This window comes from Salinicoccus sp. CNSTN-B1 (genome assembly GCF_054792835.1).
Genome location: NZ_JBTWMN010000004.1, coordinates 588,948 through 610,217, shown reverse-complemented (window position 1 = coordinate 610,217; position 21,270 = coordinate 588,948). Strand labels below are relative to the sequence as shown.

At 46.5% G+C, this 21,270-nt stretch carries 22 protein-coding genes and 3 pseudogenes; 14 read left to right on the top strand and 11 right to left on the bottom strand.

What is annotated here, in order from left to right:
• The first annotated feature begins 2 nt into the window (after positions 1–2).
• Both ACYF68_RS03540 and murJ read left to right on the top strand, forming a co-directional pair.
• Positions 3–1,077 (top strand): annotated as a pseudogene (locus ACYF68_RS03540) (glycerate kinase).
• Between the two features lie 255 nt (positions 1,078–1,332).
• Positions 1,333–2,859, top strand: coding sequence for a murein biosynthesis integral membrane protein MurJ (gene murJ, locus ACYF68_RS03535; RefSeq protein WP_461045412.1), 1,527 nt, complete (start codon positions 1,333–1,335; stop codon positions 2,857–2,859).
• Positions 2,860–2,894: 35 nt separating this feature from the next.
• Here murJ and ACYF68_RS03530 read toward each other — a convergent pair.
• Positions 2,895–3,420 (bottom strand): annotated as a pseudogene (locus tag ACYF68_RS03530) (chromate transporter).
• Positions 3,417–3,953, bottom strand: a complete 537-nt coding sequence (locus ACYF68_RS03525; RefSeq protein ID WP_344700831.1) for a chromate transporter — start codon at positions 3,951–3,953, stop codon at positions 3,417–3,419. The pseudogene ACYF68_RS03530 and the gene ACYF68_RS03525 overlap by 4 nt, the downstream one beginning before the upstream one ends.
• A gap of 194 nt (positions 3,954–4,147) precedes the next feature.
• Between ACYF68_RS03525 and ACYF68_RS03520 the strand changes: the two genes are divergently transcribed.
• From ACYF68_RS03520 to ACYF68_RS03510, 3 genes are read left to right on the top strand one after another with little or no spacing between them, the layout of a single operon-like run.
• Positions 4,148–4,666 carry a hypothetical protein gene (locus ACYF68_RS03520; protein ID WP_461045411.1) on the top strand — a complete coding sequence of 173 codons (519 nt, stop codon included), beginning with the start codon at positions 4,148–4,150 and terminating at the stop codon, positions 4,664–4,666.
• Positions 4,623–5,717, top strand: a complete 1,095-nt coding sequence (locus tag ACYF68_RS03515; RefSeq protein WP_461045410.1) for a sulfatase-like hydrolase/transferase — start codon at positions 4,623–4,625, stop codon at positions 5,715–5,717. The genes ACYF68_RS03520 and ACYF68_RS03515 overlap by 44 nt, the downstream gene beginning before the upstream one ends.
• Positions 5,714–5,977, top strand: a complete 264-nt coding sequence (locus ACYF68_RS03510; protein WP_461045409.1) for a hypothetical protein — start codon at positions 5,714–5,716, stop codon at positions 5,975–5,977. The genes ACYF68_RS03515 and ACYF68_RS03510 overlap by 4 nt, the downstream gene beginning before the upstream one ends.
• Positions 5,978–6,043: 66 nt before the next feature.
• Here ACYF68_RS03510 and ACYF68_RS03505 read toward each other — a convergent pair.
• From ACYF68_RS03505 to ACYF68_RS03490, 4 genes and pseudogenes are all read right to left on the bottom strand, one after another.
• Positions 6,044–7,631, bottom strand: a pseudogene (locus ACYF68_RS03505) (gamma-glutamyltransferase family protein).
• 70 nt (positions 7,632–7,701) lie between these two features.
• Positions 7,702–8,736, bottom strand: a complete 1,035-nt coding sequence (locus ACYF68_RS03500; protein ID WP_344700834.1) for a Rho termination factor N-terminal domain-containing protein — start codon at positions 8,734–8,736, stop codon at positions 7,702–7,704.
• Positions 8,737–8,874: 138 nt separating this feature from the next.
• Positions 8,875–9,159: an AzlD domain-containing protein gene (locus ACYF68_RS03495; RefSeq protein ID WP_344700835.1), complete on the bottom strand. Its 285-nt coding sequence runs from the start codon at positions 9,157–9,159 to the stop codon at positions 8,875–8,877.
• The gene (locus tag ACYF68_RS03490) at positions 9,156–9,839 is read right to left on the bottom strand and encodes an AzlC family ABC transporter permease (protein ID WP_344700836.1); all 684 of its coding nucleotides are present in this window, start codon (positions 9,837–9,839) and stop codon (positions 9,156–9,158) included. The genes ACYF68_RS03495 and ACYF68_RS03490 overlap by 4 nt, the downstream gene beginning before the upstream one ends.
• 96 nt (positions 9,840–9,935) lie before the next feature.
• On the opposite strand from ACYF68_RS03490, the gene ACYF68_RS03485 reads away from it, so the two are divergent.
• Together ACYF68_RS03485 and ACYF68_RS03480 are read left to right on the top strand one after the other, a co-directional pair.
• Complete coding sequence (locus ACYF68_RS03485) at positions 9,936–10,160, top strand: hypothetical protein (RefSeq protein WP_461047648.1); 225 nt, start codon at positions 9,936–9,938, stop codon at positions 10,158–10,160.
• Complete coding sequence (locus ACYF68_RS03480; RefSeq protein ID WP_461047469.1) at positions 10,076–10,774, top strand: HAD hydrolase family protein; 699 nt, start codon at positions 10,076–10,078, stop codon at positions 10,772–10,774. The genes ACYF68_RS03485 and ACYF68_RS03480 overlap by 85 nt, the downstream gene beginning before the upstream one ends.
• Positions 10,775–10,785: 11 nt before the next feature.
• On the opposite strand, the gene ACYF68_RS03475 is transcribed toward ACYF68_RS03480, so the two are convergent.
• Positions 10,786–11,388, bottom strand: coding sequence for an alpha/beta hydrolase (locus tag ACYF68_RS03475; RefSeq protein ID WP_461045408.1), 603 nt, complete (start codon positions 11,386–11,388; stop codon positions 10,786–10,788).
• A 76-nt stretch (positions 11,389–11,464) separates the two neighbouring features.
• On the opposite strand from ACYF68_RS03475, the gene ACYF68_RS03470 reads away from it, so the two are divergent.
• Genes ACYF68_RS03470 through ACYF68_RS03460 form a run of 3 tightly spaced genes read left to right on the top strand, consistent with a single transcriptional unit; the run spans position 11,465 to position 12,893 of the window.
• Positions 11,465–11,914, top strand: a complete 450-nt coding sequence (locus ACYF68_RS03470) for a VOC family protein (protein ID WP_461045407.1) — start codon at positions 11,465–11,467, stop codon at positions 11,912–11,914.
• Positions 11,911–12,387, top strand: a complete 477-nt coding sequence (locus ACYF68_RS03465) for a VOC family protein (RefSeq protein WP_461045406.1) — start codon at positions 11,911–11,913, stop codon at positions 12,385–12,387. The genes ACYF68_RS03470 and ACYF68_RS03465 overlap by 4 nt, the downstream gene beginning before the upstream one ends.
• Before the next feature lie 14 nt (positions 12,388–12,401).
• Positions 12,402–12,893, top strand: a complete 492-nt coding sequence (locus ACYF68_RS03460; RefSeq protein ID WP_461045405.1) for a protein-L-isoaspartate O-methyltransferase family protein — start codon at positions 12,402–12,404, stop codon at positions 12,891–12,893.
• Between the two features lie 254 nt (positions 12,894–13,147).
• On the opposite strand, the gene ACYF68_RS03455 is transcribed toward ACYF68_RS03460, so the two are convergent.
• The 4 genes from ACYF68_RS03455 to rarD form a co-directional block, all read right to left on the bottom strand.
• Positions 13,148–13,369, bottom strand: a complete 222-nt coding sequence (locus tag ACYF68_RS03455) for a hypothetical protein (protein WP_461045404.1) — start codon at positions 13,367–13,369, stop codon at positions 13,148–13,150.
• The gene (locus ACYF68_RS03450; protein ID WP_461045403.1) at positions 13,330–13,800 is read right to left on the bottom strand and encodes a hypothetical protein; all 471 of its coding nucleotides are present in this window, start codon (positions 13,798–13,800) and stop codon (positions 13,330–13,332) included. The genes ACYF68_RS03455 and ACYF68_RS03450 overlap by 40 nt, the downstream gene beginning before the upstream one ends.
• Positions 13,784–13,939: a hypothetical protein gene (locus ACYF68_RS03445; protein ID WP_461045402.1), complete on the bottom strand. Its 156-nt coding sequence runs from the start codon at positions 13,937–13,939 to the stop codon at positions 13,784–13,786. Before ACYF68_RS03445 ends, ACYF68_RS03450 begins: the two co-directional genes overlap by 17 nt.
• 72 nt (positions 13,940–14,011) lie before the next feature.
• The gene (rarD, locus tag ACYF68_RS03440; protein WP_461045401.1) at positions 14,012–14,929 is read right to left on the bottom strand and encodes an EamA family transporter RarD; all 918 of its coding nucleotides are present in this window, start codon (positions 14,927–14,929) and stop codon (positions 14,012–14,014) included.
• Between the two features lie 367 nt (positions 14,930–15,296).
• Here rarD and ACYF68_RS03435 point away from each other — a divergent pair, with 367 nt between their 5' ends.
• The 4 genes from ACYF68_RS03435 to ACYF68_RS03420 all read left to right on the top strand — a co-directional run bounded on the left by ACYF68_RS03435 (position 15,297) and on the right by ACYF68_RS03420 (position 21,256).
• The gene (locus ACYF68_RS03435; RefSeq protein WP_461045400.1) at positions 15,297–15,866 is read left to right on the top strand and encodes a mannitol dehydrogenase family protein; all 570 of its coding nucleotides are present in this window, start codon (positions 15,297–15,299) and stop codon (positions 15,864–15,866) included.
• 155 nt (positions 15,867–16,021) lie between these two features.
• Positions 16,022–18,016: a catalase gene (locus ACYF68_RS03430; protein ID WP_461045399.1), complete on the top strand. Its 1,995-nt coding sequence runs from the start codon at positions 16,022–16,024 to the stop codon at positions 18,014–18,016.
• A 149-nt stretch (positions 18,017–18,165) separates the two neighbouring features.
• Positions 18,166–18,630: a MarR family winged helix-turn-helix transcriptional regulator gene (locus ACYF68_RS03425; protein WP_461045398.1), complete on the top strand. Its 465-nt coding sequence runs from the start codon at positions 18,166–18,168 to the stop codon at positions 18,628–18,630.
• The gene (locus ACYF68_RS03420; RefSeq protein ID WP_461045397.1) at positions 18,614–21,256 is read left to right on the top strand and encodes an MMPL family transporter; all 2,643 of its coding nucleotides are present in this window, start codon (positions 18,614–18,616) and stop codon (positions 21,254–21,256) included. The genes ACYF68_RS03425 and ACYF68_RS03420 overlap by 17 nt, the downstream gene beginning before the upstream one ends.
• The last annotated feature ends 14 nt before the right edge of the window (positions 21,257–21,270 follow it).

Sequence of the window (21,270 nt, the reverse complement as noted above, 5' to 3'; positions counted from 1 at the left end):
TCATGAATATTGTTGTAGCACCAGATTCCTATAAAGGGACGTTCAATCAATATGAGATTGCAACAATCATGGGAGAGGCCCTCACAGATTTGGGCCATCAAAGCATTTTGAAACCGATGAGTGACGGTGGAGATGGCCTTCTTACGTGTTTTCGGAATGAGGATTATGAGGAGGTCACCACCAATGTTACAGGGCCAAAGGCCAGACGGTCGAAGCCTCCTATTGTCGCAAGGGACAGACTGCAGTGATTGAAACGGCCGAGGCATGTGGTCTTCATCTGGTCGGCAGTTCAAACCCAGGCGATCGGACGTCATTCGGCGTCGGCGAACTGATTTTGGACGCGGTTGATAACGGGGCACAACACATCATACTGGGTTTGGGTGGTTCTGCAACAAACGATGGCGGCTACGGGATGCTGCTCGCTCTAGGAGGTGCTGCAGTGGATACAGGTGGCATGCCAGTTGGCGTGTTCACTCGTGATATAGGACATGTTGCTGAAATCAGCCTAAGATCACTTCAGCCCCTGGAAGGTGTACAGTTGACTGTCGCGTCCGATGTCACCCATCCATTGTTCGGAGTCCGAGGGGCTACCCGTGCGTTCGGTCCCCAAAAGGCGTGCAGGAAGCGGATGTCGCTTTCTTCGAGTCACTGCTCTCACACCTCCGTACCAAAATATCGGATGTTTTCCAAGATGACTTCAGTGACTGCCACGGCGCAGGTGCCGCTGGTGGACTTGGGTGGATGCTGATGAATCTCGGGGCAGAGATGAAACCGGGAGGTCTACTGGTTGCTGAGATGATCCACTTGGAGAATGCAATAATGAAAGCCGATATGGTAATTACAGGTGAAGGGAAAACCGATGCTTCCTCAGTGCACGGAAAAGTCCCTGCGACTGTGGCACAACTCGCCGATCGCCATCAAAAGCCGTGCCACCTCATCTCTGGTCAGGTAACCGGTGCTGATACTACAGCTTTCGCTTCTGTCCATCCATTGAGCGATGGCACCAGAAAAATTGAGGACATCATTGAAGAAACACCACGGCTGATAAGGCAAAAGATACAGCGCATAGTGACATAGAAAAGGTCTGGAATGACATTTCCAGACCTTTTCTATGCCTTAAATCTGTATATGCTGGATTGCTGATTTAAACTCGACCCAAACCGATCATTCATATCTCCGTGTCCCATAGCTCTAAACTCGCCATCCATCCATTTTCTGCTAAAATACATATTGTATGCTTTTACTATTTGGAGTATGGATCAATAGGAGTTTTTTTATGAACATTATGTATGCAAATCATGGATTGATACAGAATCCACACAGCGTGGCCATATGAGAAAAACCATCTTTCTGTTGATGGTGCTGACCATCGTTTCAAAAGTCTCTGGGTTCTTGAGGGATTTGACGCTCGCCTATTTCTACGGAGCAAGCGAAACCAGTGATGTCTTCCTATTATCGATCAGTATCCCAACTGTCGTTTTTGGTGTGGTGGCAGCAGGCATTTCGACCGGCTACATCCCGCTCTATTCACGGATAACAGAGCAGTCCGGCGACAAGGCGGGGCTCGAATATACCAACAACCTAATTAATATATTGCTGATTTCCACTACATTCATCGTCATACTCGCTCTTATTTTTACTGAACAGCTCGTTAAGGTATTCGCAATCGGATTCCAGGGAGAAACATTGGCACTTGCAGTAATGTTCACCCGCTTCAGCATATTCGGCATCTACTTTACACTCATCACCCGGATTCTAAGTGCCTATCTGAATTATAAAAAGATGTTTGCTATCCCTTCCTTGATAGGCATTCCCATGAATCTGGTGCTGATTGTGGCCATAATCCTGAGCAGCAGATTAGAACTGATCTACATTCTCGCCGTGGCTAATGTAGTCGCACTATTTATCCAGTTCCTGATCATCCTGTTCTTTGCCTATAGATATTCTTTCCGCTTCCAGCGGGTGTTGCGTCCGGGAGATGAACATATAAAAGAAATGGCTGTATTGGCTTTCCCGGTCATCCTTGGTTCCGGTGTGGGTCAATTGAACCGTCTGATTGATCGTTCACTTGCATCCTGGATTTCCATAGGTGGAATTTCCTCAATTAACTATGCCAGCACTTTGAATGTATCCTTCCTCGGTATCTTCGTCTCTTCATTCGTTACAGTGTTTTATCCAGACATATCCAAAAAGGCAGCCCGAGGAGACATGGCGGGGCTAAAGCACACTTTGAACCAGACCATACTGGGTGTGCTGACCCTAATAATTCCTGCCACAATCGGTGCGATGATATTCGCAGAGCCTATTGTCCGTTTCCTGTTCGACCGCGGCGCCTTCGATGAAACCGCCGTAACATTGACGACTTCGGCGTTCTTCTTCTACTCACTCGGTCTTGCCGGTACAGGTGTCAACCTGATTTTAACCCGGACTTTCTATGCACTGCAGGATACAAAAACACCTATGCTCAACAGCACAATCGGGGTGAGCATCAATATTGCCCTGAACTTCCTGCTGGCGCCAATCCTCGGGATAGGTGGTCTAGCTCTTGCGACCAGCCTTTCTGCACTGATGACCGTTCTGCTACTGACACGGAGCCTACGCAGAAAATTTGGCCGGCTTAATCTGACACATCTTATACCGACTGCGTTACGGATTACAGCCGCTGCATTTTTTGCTGCTGCATCATCTTATGGATTTTTGATCCTTATGAATCCTTTTGTTGGAAGTGATGTCAGCCTGGTGCTTGCATTCGCACTGATGGCTGTACTCTATATCTCTATGTTACTGCTGATGGGAGTCGACGGCGTCCGTACCTTCCTTGAGGCCATGCTGAATAAGTTCAAGAAAAAACAAAAGTAGGAGACCCTGATTTTGGCTCTTTACCCCCCTGCATATCACAACAGAAGCGCACCATAACCTAAACCAAAAATAATCACAAGTGCGGGGTGGACTTTAAATTTCACCAATAGCAGGAAGCTGGCCGCAACCAGAAATATTGTGTGTACGGTTCCGGAGGCATCATATGCATTGAAGATGAAATCGTATGCTATCAACCCAAGAAGGATTGCAATCACCGGTCGGATCAGTGTGGTCAGAGTTTCGAATTTCTGTGTGCCTTTCAATCTGTAGAGCAGTCCCGCGAGAAAAATCATCAGCATTAGTGAAGGCAAGACTGTAGCAGCAACTGCAACAATCGATCCCCCAGCCCTCCAACTTCATAACCTATAAAGCCGGCCATTTTGGTCGCAATCGGGCCGGGTAAGGCATTACCAAGTGCCAGAACCTCGGCAAATTCACGGGAATCCATCCACCCATAATTCTGTACAACTTCCTGCTCCACCAATGGAATGGAAGCGGGGCCGCCCCCATAACCCAGAACTCCGGGATGAAGAAAGCCAGGAATATATGTATATAGATCATACTCTCCCCTCCCTTCTGAACATGCTGAAAACAACAATGAGCAGGATGATTAGGGCAGGGTGAATTCCTACCACCACCAACATGAAGAATGCGATAGCCGTAAACAGGAAGAGGAAGTGCCACGTCGTTTTCGCCTTTGCCTTGGCGAGGAACTCATACGTCAATACAAACAACATGACGCCCACTACGGGCATCACCCCGTTGCTCATACCTTGCACCCACTCGAGGTCCTTAAATTCCGTAAACAGTTTTAATAGTACAATCATCAATATGATTGTCGGCAGAATTGTGGCCAATACAGCATTGACCATCCCGAGCCACCCTTTTTGCAGGTAACCTATGTATCCTCCAAGTTTGGTGGCAATGGGACCAGGCAGAACATTACCTATAGCCAGGGCATCCTGAAAGGTTTCATCTGTCATCCATCCGTGTGTATCGACCACTTCTTTATGGACAAGCGGAATGGACGATGGGCCACCACCATACCCAAGCATTCCGACTTTAAAAAACACCCAGAATATTTTAAAATGCATTATACGCCCTCCATCACGTCAAACTATTCCGATTATTAAGAATTATTGACTTGTCTGCTTATTTGCTTTAGATTATATACTATTATGCGGCAACCAAACGTATAGTCATTTACTTTCAACTCCCCCTTCAAGGGGGAGTTTGAGGCTCTTTCAACCTCTCATTCCCGATCAAATTCAATATTAAGGAAGTAATCATGAAACTAGTAAAAAATTCAACTTTCCTTCTAGGCCTGTTAGCAGTATTCTTACTCAACAGTAGATACTGGATCCAGACCTTCCCCACAATTTTATATGATGGAAAAACCGTGCCGGTTGAAGAAATCAACGAACACACTTTTCAGGGGATATCCATCATATTCCTTTTCATATTGCTGGTCTACGGCCTGATCGGCAAACCGTTGACCACATTATTGATCTCCAATATGTCACTATTTCTTTTTTATTATGCCAACAAATTGAAATTCGAACAACGCGGCGAAGTCGTCAACTATAACGAAATCAAAGAAGTCATCAACATCAGGGAACTTTCAAATATAGTCGACCTGAAGATGCTGTTTGTTCTTGTCACCGTTCTTTTGTTGGCATCATTCGTTTTATTTTATCTGGAAAGCAAGTTATATAGAAAATTGGGGCTGTCCAGAATTCAGGATCATTCGAATTACAGCTTTGGTGGGCATCATAATTGTTTCAGTGATCTTCTATACGGACACTGAAAAATATTCCTATGAATATTTCGGGATTGAAGAGAAGGATTCATATATCTTCAACCCGATTAAAGAGATTAAAAGGGTAGGCTTCGTGCCAAATTTTCTGATCAATATTTCGAGGAACTTCATGGAACCTCCAGATGATTATTCCAGGTCGAATATTAACGCCATTTCAGAAAAGTATAAAAAAGAATCCGCTGAATATAACGATGCCAGAAAAAATGATATCACCGACGAACATACCATCATTTATCTCAGCGAAAGCTTTTGGCAGAATGAGGTTCTGATACAGAACAAGATGCCTGCACCATTCATCAAAAAGCTTGAGGAACAGCGCGGAGGAGAAATGCGCTCACTGTTCATCGGAGGCGGAACAGCAAATATAGAATTTGAGATGCTGACTAGCATGTCGCTTGAACTCCATCAGCAACCTACAGTCACCTCGCCCTACATCGAGTACTTCGAAAAATCCAGTGACAGTTCATCTATACTTACACTGGTCGAGCAGAATGCCGTGATCCACCCCTATACTTTCAGCCTCTATAACAGAGTTGATGTGTACGACAAGATGGGGGTTTCCAAGCTGTTCAGCCAAGAGGATATGAACGACTTGGAGAAGCTTGAAGGAACAGGCAGGGCAAGCGACCGCTATCTTACGGACCTGGTGGACAATAAGATGGATGATTACCGCATGATGAATGTCATGTCTATGCAGAATCATTCGCCCTATTCACCCGGAGTTCTCGAAGATATCGCCTATGAGCCGGTTCTAAAGCCTGGCATACTCTCCGAGGAGCCTACTGCAAGCAAGTATGGTGACTATATAGAATATGCAAAATCATATTTCAGGCAGCTGGTGAAAACCGACTCTGCAATCGAGAAGCTGATCGCCGATATGGAAGACCAGAAGTACGATGTAAACCTGATATTTTATGGAGATCATGCACCTAGTTTCCTCAGGGAAAGGGGGCGCAATTACAAGGGCATACTAACCAGGCCCCCTACTTCATCTATCAGAACCATGATAGGGGCGACACCAGTGATGCAGATTTATTGAGCCCCATGTTCCTCGTGCCGAAACTGCTGGCAGACGGCCAATATAAGACAACACCCTACTACTATATGCTGGTGCAGCTTTATCAGAAAGGTGTGACTGGCATCGCCTCAAGTGGTGCATATATAGGAGATACATTCGTACCAGATGAAGCGCTCGAAGAGGATATTAAAGTACTGGTAAGCGATTATAGAAATGTCTCATACAACCGTTACTTCGACAAGAACTCCATCGGCAGACCTTTTTTCAATAAACAATTCTAGACTTATATTAAAGCAGGCCCCCTGGGCCTGCTTTAATATATCAGATGACTTCCAGAATCCCTTCAACTAATAAGATGAAATGGCCCCATCCGTACGCGACTCAGTTCCTCCGATAAGCACCCCATCAGGGTTCTTTAAGATTACCTGCCCACGACCGAAACTATTGGGTTCAAGATTCACTTTGATATGGTGTCCCCGCCTGATCAGACTGCGGGCGATATCTGTGTCGAAACGATCTTCAACTTCAACTTCGAGCCCTGCTTTGAATTGCCATCTTGGCGCATCGAGGGCGCTCTGGGATTCATTCCGTAGTCGATCAGATTCATCGCCACCTGTAGATGGGCCTGCGGCTGCATGAAGCCACCCATTATGCCAAATGGACCAACCGCCTTTCCCTCCCTGGTGATGAAACCCGGTATAATCGTATGGAAAGTCCTTTTGCCGCCGCCTATGAAATTAGCGTGTTCCGGATCCATGGAAAAGTTATGCCCCCTATTCTGCATGGCGAGCCCGGTACCGGGAATCACTACACCTGAACCAAAGCCCATATAGTTGCTTTGGATATAGGATACCATATTACCTTCACCGTCTGCTGTGGCAAGGTAGACGGTCCCCCCTCAGGCAGGTCCCCATGCTCCCGCTCCTCTGCAATTTCTGTAATATGGCTACGGCGATCCTGAAGATATTGCTGATCCAGCAGTTGGGAAACCTTGATGCGCATGTTATCGGAATCCGCCACATGTTTGGTCGTATCGGCGAATGCCAATTTTATCGCTTCAATCTGATGATGAAAAGTGCGCTCATCTAAAGCAGGGTGGTCATCATCCTTGAGCATGCCGAGGGCCATCAATGCTGTGATGCCCTGACCGTTCGGGGGAAGTTCATGGATAACATGGCCTTTATAAGCCATGCTTGCAGGCTGGACATATTCCACTTCGAATCCAGCCAGGTCGTCATGTTCGATTAAACCGCCCGTCTCATTACTGAATTGAACGATTCTTTCTGCGAGTTCTCCCGTATAGACGCTTTCCGCATCAGTAGCGGCAATATCTTTCAATGTCTGCGCATGCTCCGGCAGAGTTTTGATGATGCCAGCTGACGCAGTGCCAAAAGTCTCGAGCCATGGTTTCAATTCCTCGTGGTTATCCGCTTCACGGATGTAGGTCTGATAAGCCGCCTGCCAGTATCTGGCCACCACCGGTGTGATGACGAAACCGTCACGCGCAGCACGTATTGCTGGTGCGAGCACTTCCTTCAAAGTCAGATTGCCGAAATCACGGATAAGTGCGGCCCAAGCCTTCGGCACTCCTGGTACTGTTACCGGTAGCCAACCGAACTTGGGTAGTGCATCAAACCCCCTTGCCTTAACTTCCGCCATCCCCAACCTTTTCGGGGAGCGGCCGCTGGCGTTCATGCCGTACAACTTCTCATCCATCCATGCAATCATGAATGCGTCTCCGCCTATGCCGTTACTCGTCGGCTCTACTACAGTCAATGTCGCTGCTGTAGCAATTGCCGCATCCATTGCATTACCCCCTTGCTTCATCACTTCAATCCCCGCATCCGTCGCCAATGGGTGAGTGGTGGCCACCATGCCATTCTTTGCATATGTGCTGTATCTCGAGTTTTTATACGGATAACTATAATGATTCATCTAAAATCCCCTTGTTTTGAATATTCAATTATTTAACTGCGTAGAAAAAGGTCCGCTAAATACCGGACCTTCATCTGCCGCAGCATTTCTTATATTTACGCCCGCTGCCGCATGGACAAGGGTCATTCCGACCCACTTTGACTTCCTTGACGACTGTCTGGGAGTTCAATTCCGACTCCTTGTGGCCACGATATTTGAAGTGGCGTGTGTTCTCAACGATCTCAGCCATCATATCCATCAATTCGCGTTGGCTGTCAGCATTCTGCAACTCGACATTCAAGGTCATCAAGTATTGGAGGATGTCATCTTTCTTAGACCCCTGCATAATCAGCTGAAGCAGTGAGATATATACACTGTAATGTTTGTCCCTCGGTACATCGACATTATCCTTCACCCACTCTTTGAGTGCACGATGGGCTTTCGATTCATCGATATAGTTGGGATCGCTGAACTTGATGAATTTGCCGAATTCCGGCTCGTAGTAAGGTAGATCTCCCTGGAGTTTTTTGACCATTTCATACTGTGCATAATTCATGTCATCAATGATGATCTGTTCATTATCTTCATCAATTGAAATATCATAAGGTGATTCTCCAAGAAAGCTCACCAGTTCCGCTGAAGTCATTTCCATATCATAATATTTTTTGAATAGGTGTTGGAGCTGACTGAAGCTCACAATACCGTAAAGATGAAGCGCTGCTCTTATAAGCTTCAATTTACGTTGGACTTTAAGCCGCGCTTCCCTATTCTCTTCATTGTCCACCATAGCGAACAGCTCCGGTATTCCTTCTGCAATAAAGAACTTATCCTCCTGTTCAGAATCTTCAAAGGCATAGCCCAATATATACAGCCCGAACAGTTCTTCCAAATTATATCGCGACTCGGTAGGCCCACGGCCTCCCGTGTTCTTCCAGGCTTCAAAAGAATGGTCATCGATGTATTTATACGCGTACACTGCCGCTTCTGTAGTATGTTGACGCTCGATTATGGCATCAATCAGATCATCCTTTTTATATTTCGAGAAGTTTTTCACTGAAATGGTACGCGCAAGACGCTTCAGATCATTCATATTGTACGACTTTAGATGGCTCTTTGTACTTTTCACATTAAAACTCCTTCGCTCCTTGATTATTCCCTTCATTTTACCACATGACCCGCTCCTTGGTAACCAATCAGGTCCCCCTAAGGTCGCTGTCATGCCGGTTTAGGCCCAACAAATGGATATGCTGAAATCTAAGGCACCTCAAGTTATCAGATAGACAAACACGATTGTGCCTAGCACGATAAAGAAAAGCGGCACCCGAAACAATGCCAACAACATGGCGAACGCCCCTCCCAAAAGACCATGCAATGGATTTTCGAGGGCATCTAATATACCCGGGAAGATAAGCACGCCGAGTGCGGCATAAGGGATGTAGTTCAAATATGTTACAAGCCATTCCGGCAACGGGAAAACATCGATTATAAATGCCGGTAGAATACGTGTTATAATCGTCACAGCAAACATGGCAACAACCAGTAGGGTCATCTGGACACCTCCGCTCTTTCAAGTATCGATCCGAGTGCTGCTGCAATGAGTATCGCCAGCACGATGGCGATGCCGGATGGCACGAAGGAGAGCTGTCCCATTATGTAATGGATGATCATGCCTGCCATGGCGATGATGCCGAAGCGGTAGTGGATACGCACAGCTGGAATGAGCAGGGCGATGAACAGTGCATATAAAGCGATGCCGCTGGCTGCAACCCACCCCTCGCTCATCCACTCACCCGCCAGGTAACCAATGGCAGAAAACGTCACCCAAAAAAGATAGGCTGTAAGGAAAGTGACTGCATAGCTGCTGAAATGCCGCTGTTCTGGTGTGCTGTTGGCGGTCACTGCAAAGCCCTCATCCGTAACATATGAAGATAGGAACAGACGTTTCAAAAAGGATTCATGCTTCAAATCATAGTTTACCTTGAACGACATGACAAAATGCCTTGAATTTAGGATGAATACGGCAAATACAATGGCTATTGCGCCGCTCGTAGACATCATCTGGAGGGCCAGAAATTGGCTTGCGCCTCCATACACCATGAAACTCATCAGCACCGCGTCAAAAAAGGACATAACCGGTTTCGCTGTTATGCCAAAGGCTACAGCAACCGGCACGTAGCCCATGCCGATGGTCAATCCGTCCATCAGCGGCTTCTTCAAATCCGTTCGCACTACTTCTTCACCCCGCCTGAATCTATAATTATAAAAATATACTTCGCAATAAGAAGGCATTACAATTCAACTTCAGCATAAAAGGAGAATCATTTCATGAAAGCATTGGTTCTGGATATGGACGGCACGATACTCGACCACAGTGGCCGTTTCCCAAGATCCCTCGTTGCGGTACTGGCAGCACTCAAAGAAGAGGGATGCTCATATTCTTCGCAACGGGACGGACACATCACGAAATCACAAAAATCACTCCCGAAGACTGCCCACTTGACGGTTATGTTGCGGCAAGCGGCATGGGGGTCTATGTCGATGGCCAGTTGATCGATTCCGCTTCCTTCGATCCTGACTTCGTTGCCGATATGATAGCTGCTGCACGCAGGCGGGAGATCTATTACGAAATCCATACGCTTGAAAATTCAAGCCGCACCCTTCTTGAAGATAAAGAGTACTCGGCTGCGGACATCAGCCAACCCCAACCGGAAACGATGAAGCATTTTGAATACCTCTACGCCCAAAAGACACTCGAAAGTACAGTCCAATGGGTGCCGACCCTGTCATTGGAACATGTCGTAAAGATATTCTTCTTCAGTACAGACACACACAAGATCGCCAGTTGGTACGACCATCTGAAGACGCATCAAGATGAGTCCGACTATGCCCTTTATACCACCAGTGTCCATAATGCCGAAATCATGTTGAAGGGACGCGACAAGGCAACAGGCCTTGAAACTTTAATGATTCGATACGGACTGTCGTATGAGGATGTGCATGTCGTGGGAGATTCGATGAACGACCTTCCCTTATTTGACAAAGCCGGCAAGCGTACCGCCATGAAAAATTCAGTCCCGTCAATCCTTGAAGCCGCAGACGATATCACTGAATATACGTGCGACGAAGATGGCCTCTCGCGCTATCTGGCTTCCGTATACCTTTGATCAATCAGGAGTCATTTAACCCCCAGATACCAGACATGCCCCTCCATCAATTCCTCCGAATCGATTTCGTGGCCGCCGTCGGTCAGCTTGATGCTGACTTCGGCGCCTTTTTGTTCGAGGTGCCGTTTCAATTGATATGCATCACCGGCAGTCGTCTGGACATCTCTTGCGCCTGCTGTTATAAGGACCTTCTTCCCATTCAGATCAATCTCTGCTGCTTGCTCACCATTGTAGGATGGATGCATGAGCATGGCACCTGCCACCGGCAGGTCGTGATGCATCAACAGATGCGAAGCCATATCCGCTCCATGTGAGTAGCCGACATATGTCGCCTGATTGAGATCCAAACCATATTCTTCAGCCAGATCCTCCATCAGTCTTTTGATGGCCGTCCCTTCTGCCTTGAGGCTATCCTCATCATATCCTGCTCCCTGACGAGCGAAGAAGCGTGCACGGCCTGCTTCATCAACATTCCCGCGGAATGCGAGTATATTGGCTGAGCCGTCCACCATAGCTGCAATCTCCAAAAGATCCGTTTCGCGGCCGCCACTGCCATGAAAAAGTATCAGTGTATTCCTCTTCTCGTTTTTAGCTTTTATAAATAAATGTTCCATTCCGACAACTTCCTTTATTAGAGTTTACTTCCTCTATATTATATAATATCAGTGATAAGTGGAAGGAGCGATTTTTATGACACCAAAAGGGTTGCATCATGTGTCAGCAATTACTGCAAACATCACCGACAACCACAAATTCTATACAGATGTGCTTGGACTCCGACTCGTCAAAAAGACTGTAAATCAGGATGACACAAGCATGTATCATCTGTTTTACGCAGACTATGAAGGCCATCCGGGCACAGACATCACTTTCTTTGAAATAACCGGAGCACCAAAGTACCAACCAGGCAGCAACGGCATCAGCCGCACATACTTCAGAGTCCCTTCTGAGGAGGCGCTCAAATTCTTCAAGACCCGATTTGAAGAGAAAAATATCCATCATGAAGAGATCACGGAAGAATTCGGCAAGACCGTCTTGAAATTCGAAGATCACGAAAAACAACGTCTGGCCCTTATGGTGGATCAGCAGGGGCCGAAACACCGAATATTCATCCGGAGATTCCTGAAGTCCATGCCTTGACGTCGATTGGTGCTGTGGAACTGAGCATCCAATACTTGAAACCCATGGTCCAATTCTTCGAACTGCTCGGCGGCGTTTCAGATCACCCCTACAAAAACGAGGACACAGCCGTCGAAATGAAGTTCGGCGACGATTCTCTATACCTTATCGAAAAGCGGACCAGCCAGCTCGAAAAAGAAGGATATGGCAGCGTACACCACCTTTCCCTACGTGTCGCCAATGAAGCAGCCCTCCTCAATATCAAGGAGAAGGTTGATCATGAAAAGTGGTTGAATTCAGGCATCGTCGACCGCTATTACTTCAAGGCCCTATATATCACGACGGTCGGTGGGATAACTGTAGAATTGTCGACAGAAGGGCCGGGCTTCGATATTGACGAACCCATCGATGCCCTTGGAGAGAAACTCTCCCTTCCGCCTGCCATCGAAGAACAGCGTGATTTCATTGAAATGTATCTGACGCCCATCAACTAAAAGGGGTGAGTGTTTTGAAACATGATAAAAAAGCAATAGAATCCTTTTTCAACAGGCTTGATCGCAGCAGATATATGGATACGCAAAGACATCTGGCAGGAGCCGACATGCCGTGCCCGATCGGCCACGGCCAGACGATTTCACAACCTTCGCTTGTGTTGTCCATGACGCTTGCGCTCGAGCTCGCACCACAACATGATGTGCTCGAAATAGGCACCGGTTCAGGCTTTCAGACCGCCATGCTCGCAAAGTTTTCAAAAAACGTCTACACTGTTGAACGCATTGAGGCATTGTATGAACGTGCTAAAGAAAGACTCCGGACCGAGGGGTTTTCCAATATCCATTTCCATTACGGCGATGGCAACCAGGGGTGGTTGGAATATGCTCCCTACGACCGCATCATCGTCACCGCGGCCGCCGAAAGAACACCTCAGGCATTGGTTGACCAGCTCGCCCAGACGGTAAGATGGTCATACCTGTCGGAGATGATTTCGCCCAGGAACTGAAATTGATCGAGAAAGATAGGAATGGCTCGTCCACGTTTCTACCCTTGAATATGTCAGGTTCGTCGAGCTGAAGAAAGATACTGAATAAGGAGTCGTTTTAACTGAAGGATGTAAAATAAATGATGACGAGGGGAAAACCGAGTCATTGGAGCTAAAAAATAAGAAGAGGCGATCCCATGAGAATCGCCTCTTCTTACTTCCTTAAGTCACCCGCACAGGTGACATTACCTTCTCATACCATCTCTGCACCTGGACTAGTCGACTGACTCAGGCAACTGTATCGCACCTATATCATTGAATGATTTAAACTCGACCTCTCCGGATAATTCATAACGCCCTTCTGCATCTTCTCCTGTCGCTTCATACTGGATGGACTTTATGCGCGAATTCTCCTTGTCGATGACGACTTCCACCTCATTATTCGGATTGGAGGTATCTATGGCACTGAATTCAGCTGCAAAGAGTGATTCAAACACTTCAAAGATTTCAGTGCTTTCCCCTCAAATGTATAGATCAGCTGATTTTCCTCTTCAGTCAGCTTCATCTCATCTTTAATATCAGAAAAAGCGATGACGGCATTTTTGTATGTTACATGAAAAAGCTGTTCTATTTCTATGGACTCTGAGATGTCTACCCAATCGTCTCCGTTATTGTAGTAGGTTTCACCATCTTTCGAGATGGTCCGGTCCTCCCCTTCTGACTTAAGATGCAAAGACGGTGGCGTCCCCTCTTTATACTTTACGTCCGCATCAAGAGTTTGGGAGGATTCATCGTCCACCAAAGCCTCCAGGTCCACCATGGCTTGGTAACTTTCTATATTCTGGGCTTCTTCAATCAAGTCGGCAATTGCGGAATCATCTGTTTCGATTCCTTTCAATGTCCGGTTTGCATCATCTGTGGTGTCCATTGATTGCTTCCCTTCGGTCGTTTCCTCTTGGGCGACCCGGCCTCTCCTGATGTCTGATCTGTTTTCTCCTCTTCCCCTGACAACCAGTCAGTAACGCAACTGCAATCGGAACGGCAAACAGATATTTCGAAAACTTCATATCCCCTACTCCTTAGAAAACTCATTTTCAATAAATCATATCATGACTATAGATGCTTCCCCTAACAATATGCTAGTGCGTGACGCGCCGTCTCGGCTTGCGTCCTGTGTCCCGCCGCATTTCCTTGAAGCGGGTGAATGTATACAGCCCGAGCCCGCCCCATATCAATATATAGGCGACACCATGTATGCGGGTAAATGCCTCACCATACATGAAGACCCCAAGCAGAAGCATTACAGTCGGTGCAAAATACTGAAGTATACCCACTAGGGACAGTCGGATACGCTGTGCACCAATCGAGAACAGCAACAATGGTACGGCAGTGACGACGCCTGTCCCCATCATGACCAGGCTATCCTGATTGAATCCGAAATGCCCCTCCCCGCCGACTTCAAGGAATAGGATATAGAATAGCGCCACCGGCACCAAAACAAAAGTTTCCACAGCCATAGCAAAGACGGCATCCATATTGACTACTTTTTTGATTAATCCGTAGATACTGAAGGACAGAGCCAGGAAAAGTGAGATCCACGGCGCAGAACCCAGACCTACCGTCATGTAGGCGACTCCCAGAAAGACGATTATGATGGCGACCCATTGAGATTTTGAAAATCGTTCCCCAAGAACTGCGAACCCGATGAGAATGCTTATGAGGGGATTTATGTAATAGCCGAGGCTCGCATCCAATATATGGCCACTGTTGACTGCAATGATATATAGCAGCCAGTTGGAGGTGATGACTACTGAGGCAGCGAATAATGCCGCCACTTTCTTTTTGTCCCGGAATATGAACTTCAGATCTTTATAGAAAAGATGCATACGGTTCGTCGCGAGGATGAATACAATCATGAAGATGAACGACCAGAATACGCGGTGAGCAATGACTTCGTACGAAGAAACATGTTCCAACTGCTTCCAATATATGGGCAGAAACCCCCATATCAGATAGGCACTCAGGGCAAACAATGCTCCCTTTTTACTGCTTTCCATACCGACCACCCCTTTTACTATTCTCCTTTTGCATATGACCCCACCATACTCGAATATCCAAACAATTATACCACGCCATCCTTCATCCATTGATCATTAACATATGTTTTGGCAATATCAGTGTGCCAAAGCTGCGTTTTGTTTATATTGTAAGCGTTACCTTTTCGCCTTATGATTTAGTTATACTATAAATCATCTAAAAAGGGGTGGCTTTAATGTCTGAAGAAAAAAGGTCTTTCACGTAAAGTTCAAGCTTTCGGTTCATTTTTAAGCAGTATGATCATGCCGAACATCGCTGCATTCATTGCCTGCGAAAACGCCATCCTTGCCACAGATACACTTAAAAAGGAAATCTTGAAGCATACTGATGAGCTGGATAGGAGAGGCGAGACTGGATGGGGTCACTTATGTAGAAGATCTGATGCTCTTTATCGAACGCAAACTGTTTACGGTCAATACCGGTCATGCAGCGATAGCCTATTATGGCAAGACCCTTGGCTTCAAAACTGTAGCCGAGGCGATGACCAATGAAAAAGTCGAAGTATTCCTCAGGAATGTCCTGAATGAAACAATGCTCTATCTGACTTCAAATTACGATTTCACGGAGGCACAGCAGCTCTCATATATAGAAAAAATCATTGCGCGGTTCAAAAATCCCCACCTGTCAGATGATTTGGATCGTGTGGGACGTGGTGTGATGCGCAAGCTAAGCGCGGGCGATCGCATCATGAAGCCACTAATCTACTTGGAGAAGAACAATCTCAACCACAATGCCCTCTTAGAACTTGCTGCGTATGCATTGGAATTCAATAACCCCGATGATCCGGAAGTCAAAGAAAGAGATGAGCAAATTGCACAGTTGGGATTAGAGACGTTCCTCGCCAACCACAGCAATCTCAACGATGAATCGATACAGAAAATTGAAGAGTATCTTTAAATAAAAGGTCATGCCAAAATGTGCACGACCTTTTATTATACCCGCTTGGAACACGAAAAAACCCGATACAGTAAATGCATGCAAAGCGCATGCGGGGTTGCTATAGTAGGTGTGTAAGGTAGTCAATTCAATCTTTCAAGGAGGCATGACCAATAATGAACAAGAAGAAGGAAGATCTCCAGAAGAACACAATCGACAATACCAAAAAAGCACATATGACAACGAATCAAGGACTTAAGGTCAGCGAGGATGAATTCTCCCTGAAAGCGGGTGAACGCGGTCCTACATTGATGGAAGATTTCCATTTCCGCGAAAAGATGACACATTTCGACCACGAGCGCATCCCAGAGCGTGTAGTCCATGCCAGAGGGTTCGGAGTCCATGGCGAATTTGAACTGTATGAGTCGCTGGAAAAATATACAAAGGCCGGACTCTTTACAGATACGAGCAGAAGGACACCGGTCTTCGTAAGGTTTTCAACGGTTGCCGGGAACCGTGGTTCCATGGATATTCCACGTGATGTCCGCGGTTTTGCAACGAAATTCTATACAGAAGAAGGTAATTTTGACCTTGTCGGGAATAATATGCCCGTCTTCTTTATGCAGGATGCCATCAAATTTCCAGACATGGTCCATTCTGTAAAACCAAAACCCCACAATGAAATGCCGCAGGCAGCGTCCGCCCACGATACATTCTGGGATTGGGTTTCCCAAAATACCGAAAGCGCCCATATGGTGATGTGGTTGATGAGCGACCGCGCCATTCCGAGAAGTCTAAGGATGATGGAAGGGTTTGGCGTCCATACATTCAGATTGGTGAACGCTGAAGGCAAGAGTCATTTCGTTAAGTTCCACTGGAAACCGAAATTGGGCACGCATCAGGTGGTATGGGACGAAGCACAGCTCATCAATGGAAAGAATATGGACTTCCACCGCCAAGATCTATGGGAAAACATCAATAAAGGCAATGCGGTTGAATTTGAACTTGGCATGCAGCTGATTCCAGAGGAAGATGAGTTCAACATGGACTTTGACATTTTAGATCCAACCAAGCTATGGCCCGAAGAAGACGTCCCCGTCCAGATTGTAGGTAAAATGACATTGGATCAGAATGTCGACGATTACTTTGCAGAGACGGAACAGGTCGCCTTCCACCCAGGCCATGTCGTGCCGGGCATCGACTTCTCGAATGACCCGCTTCTGCAGGGCAGGCTCTTCTCCTATACTGATACGCAGTTGATCCGCCTCGGTGGGCCGAACTTCCATCAGATTCCAATCAACCGACCAATCTGTCCATTCGCAAACAACCAAAGAGAAGGTTACAACCAGATGAATGTTACGAAGGGCCAGACTTCCTATCACAAGAACTACCTCAACAACAATCAACCGGAACCGGCATCTCCGGAAGAGGGCGGTTATGAACACTATGACGAGAAAGTTGAAGGCCGTAAAATCAGGGCACGGAGCGAGAGTTTCAAAGACCACTTCAGCCAGGCGAAAATGTTCCTCAACTCCATGACAGAACATGAGAAGCAGCATATATTTGATGCCTTCAGCTTTGAACTCGGAAAATGTAAGGATCTCGGCGTCAGGCAGAATGCCGTAAACAACCTCCTAAATCCAATCGATCGGGAAATGACTGAATACGTAGTGGATAAAATAGGGGTCGAACTGCCTGATACGATAGAAGAATCAAACTATGAAAAAAGTTCTCCAGCGCTCAGTATGGCGAACACACCTTCATCTCTTGAAACGCGCGAAATCGGCATCATGATAACGCCCGATGTACCGACAGAAAAAATGTTGACCCTACAGCAAAAATTGGAAGATAAGGGTACGGCAGTCACTTTCATCTCTGATAAAATCCGTAAAATAGGCGATGATGTCATGACGGAAACGTTCGATACGGTCCATTCGGTACTTTTCGATGCTGTAATCGTTTTGAAGGGTCAGGAAAACCTGCATCCTGAAGCTGTAGAAAACCTCGAGATTGCATTCAAGCATAAGAAGGCGATCGGCTTCAGTACAGAGGGTGACGATATATTCAAGGCGCTCTCATTCACAGGTGATGATAAGGGTGTTACGAATATTGAAGAGAATCTTGAGCAATACTTGGAAGATGTAAAATCGCACCGCATCTGGGACAGGTAATAATTTTCGAAAGGACCTCCACGGAGGTCCTTTTTCTATTCTTAAAACTGTCACATCATATACTTTGACCCTACCCTTTATTACATGGTAGACTGTTGAAGTCTTCGATTGGTTTAGTACTCTCAACTAAAATGAGGAGGGGTGGAAATATGGCCAAAAAAAGTGATGTTATACATAACCTCAAGCTCATCTATGGTTACGGCTACACAAAAGTATTCAATGATGTCACCGACTCGATAACCCGTATGCACATATCAAAAACCCAGATGGATATCATGCAGTTCATCTACCTGAACGGGCATGCCACCCCCTCGGACCTGGCATTGGAACTTAATGTACAGCGCAGTGCCATCACACACACAGTAAAGAAACTGATCCAGAAGAATCTGGTCAGAAGCGAAAGCAACAAGATGACCAACGACAAAAGATCGAAGTTGATCTATATGACCAAAGAGTCCGAGCAACTGGTGGAGGAATTTCTGGATAAAATCTATCATAAAATCACGACTGATATTGGCATATTGACGAAAGAAGAAGAAGAACAGCTCTATCACGCGACCATGACAATTTTGAAATATATACCAGGAGGCACCCCCGATGAAACACATACTTAAGTTCAAATGGCCCGTCACCGTACTGATGCTGATTTTCGCCATCACTACTTTTATCCTCTCCCCTAACTTGACGCAACTGGCAACAGAAAAAGGTGACGTCCAGCTAGCGGACGACTCACCAAGTGAACAAGCCAGGCAATTCCTCGAAAAATACGATCAGGATAAGGAATCGATGTCACTCGTCCTCGAATTTGAGGGGAAAGTCTCGGCAAACAAAGGGGATATCGTCGATTACATTGAAGAAATAAAATCTATGGATGACGTTGATAATGTCGTCAATCCATTCGAATTTGAGGATGATGTGGAGGAGAATTTCATCAATGAAGATAATGGTGTCGCCATCATTCCGATGGATTATGTAGGTTCAGTCGATGATATCGGCAATGTCGCCGAATCCATCGAGGAAGCGAACACGACTGAAGCAAAAACATCCATGACTTCAAATGAGCTCATCCAGAATACAGTCGAACAAGATGCGATGGAAGGCATCCAATCCACTGAAATGTTTACAGTAATCATAGTAGTCGCTGTACTGTTGATTATGTTCAGATCCGTTGTTACTCCATTCGTACCTGTAATGGTCGTCGGCATCGCCTACCTGATTGGCCAGTCTTTCGTTGCATGGTTCGTCGAATGGTTCGGCTTTCCGATTTCGCCACAGACCCAGAGTTTCCTTATCGTTATCCTGTTCGGTATCGGTACGGACTACTGTATATTGCTGCTGAACCGTTTTAAAGAAGAACTTGAACATCACGATAAATATGACGCAGTCATACGCACTTTCTCCACAGCTGGTAAAACTGTATTCATCAGCGGCCTTTCAGGTGCCATCGTATTCGGTGTCCTGTACTTCGCCAATTTTGAAATCTACCGTTCAGCTGTAGGCGTGGCATTAGGGGTAGTATTCCTTCTGCTCGCCCTCTTTACACTATTGCCGGTGCTCATGTATCTGCTCGGCAGATATATCTTCTGGCCGAACATCAAGAAGACGGAATTCAAGGAGAGCCGCTTATGGACACCGCTCGGGATATTCTCATTGAAATATCCGACACGCATCATCTTCACAGTATTTGCGATCTTGATCGCGGTCGCCCTGTTCTATAACGATGAAGTCAATTTCGATGCCATCGAAGAGCTCGATGACGATTATTCCACTGTCCATGCCACTAATGTTGTAAGTGAAAACTTCGATGAAGGCCAGCTCTTCCCTGTTAAAGTCATCCTGTCGACGGGAGAAGATATGCTCAAGTCGGAAAACCTATCAAGACTTGATGCTGTGGCCTCCACTGTTTCAAATCTTGACGGGGTAAAGGAAGTCCAGACACTCACGCGCCCATCCGGTGAAGCGATAGAAGACCTCAATATCCGCAGCCAGTTGAAACAGGCGAACGAAGGCATCGCCGATATGCAGGATGGACTGACCGAAATAGCCGATGGTCTGGATGAAACGAGCAGCAACCTGAGCAATACTGAAACACAAGGCGGAGACCTCTCTGCGCTCGGTGACGGCATTGAAGACATAAACAGCAGCCTCAACCAGATTACTGAATATATGACCCAAACAGGTGATGCCGAAGGGGCAGCACAGCAATTGGGTCAAGTGCAGCAAGGTTTGACAACATTGTCGGACGAAGTTGCTGCAGCCAATGAAGAAATCACCGCACAGCAGGAAGCGGCCAGTCAGCAATTGACGGAACTTGCCAACGGCTTGTCCGACTCCTCAGAAGGCATCCGAGAAATCAAAGATGGGCTTGAAGATGTATCTTCACTGATGACGGAAATCAATGACAATGAAGCAGTCGATCAGACAGGCGTCCATGTGCCTCAGGAATTCATCGACAATCCGGATATCGAAGATGCAGTCGATCAATATGCCTTCGGTGACAATGAAGCGTTGATCATGAATGTCATACTGGAAGACGATCCGTATAGTCATCAAGCCATGGACACTTTAAATTCGGTCGAAGATACGATAGACGGGGAACTGCAGCGTCTTGACAGGGAAGAGACCGAGTCCTACTTCTCGGGAGTAACGAGCATGAACCGGGACTTGAACCAAATCTCCAATGATGACTATAACCGGGTTGTCACCATCTTTATCGTGACCCTGTTCGTCATCTTGGCTGTCATATTCAGATCCCTGGTGTTGCCAATTTCGATGATCAGTTCGATATTCATCACCTACTTCGCATCAGTAACCATTACACAATGGCTACTTGGCCTATTCGGATATGGCGAATTGAATTGGGCCGTGCCATTCTTCAGTCTGATCATATTCGCGGCGCTCGGCATCGACTATTCAATATTCATCATAGACCGGTTCAGGGAGGAACTCGCAGACCGTACTATCAGAGGCGCAATCGAACAGTCCATCAGGCGTATGGGCGGTGTGGTCATCACTGCTGTCATCATACTGTCCGGAACATTTGCCGCACTCCTGCCTTCTGGTATGATCATATTGATACAAGTCGCAAGCATCATCATATTCGCACTGTTGCTATACGCATTCGTTGTACTGCCCCTTCTGGTCCCTGCGTTCGTCATCACCTTCCGACGCGGCAACTGGTGGCCGTTCAGAATGCCTGGCGGACGGGAACGCGAAGAGAAGTTTAGGGATGAAGATTAAGGGTATATTATAGA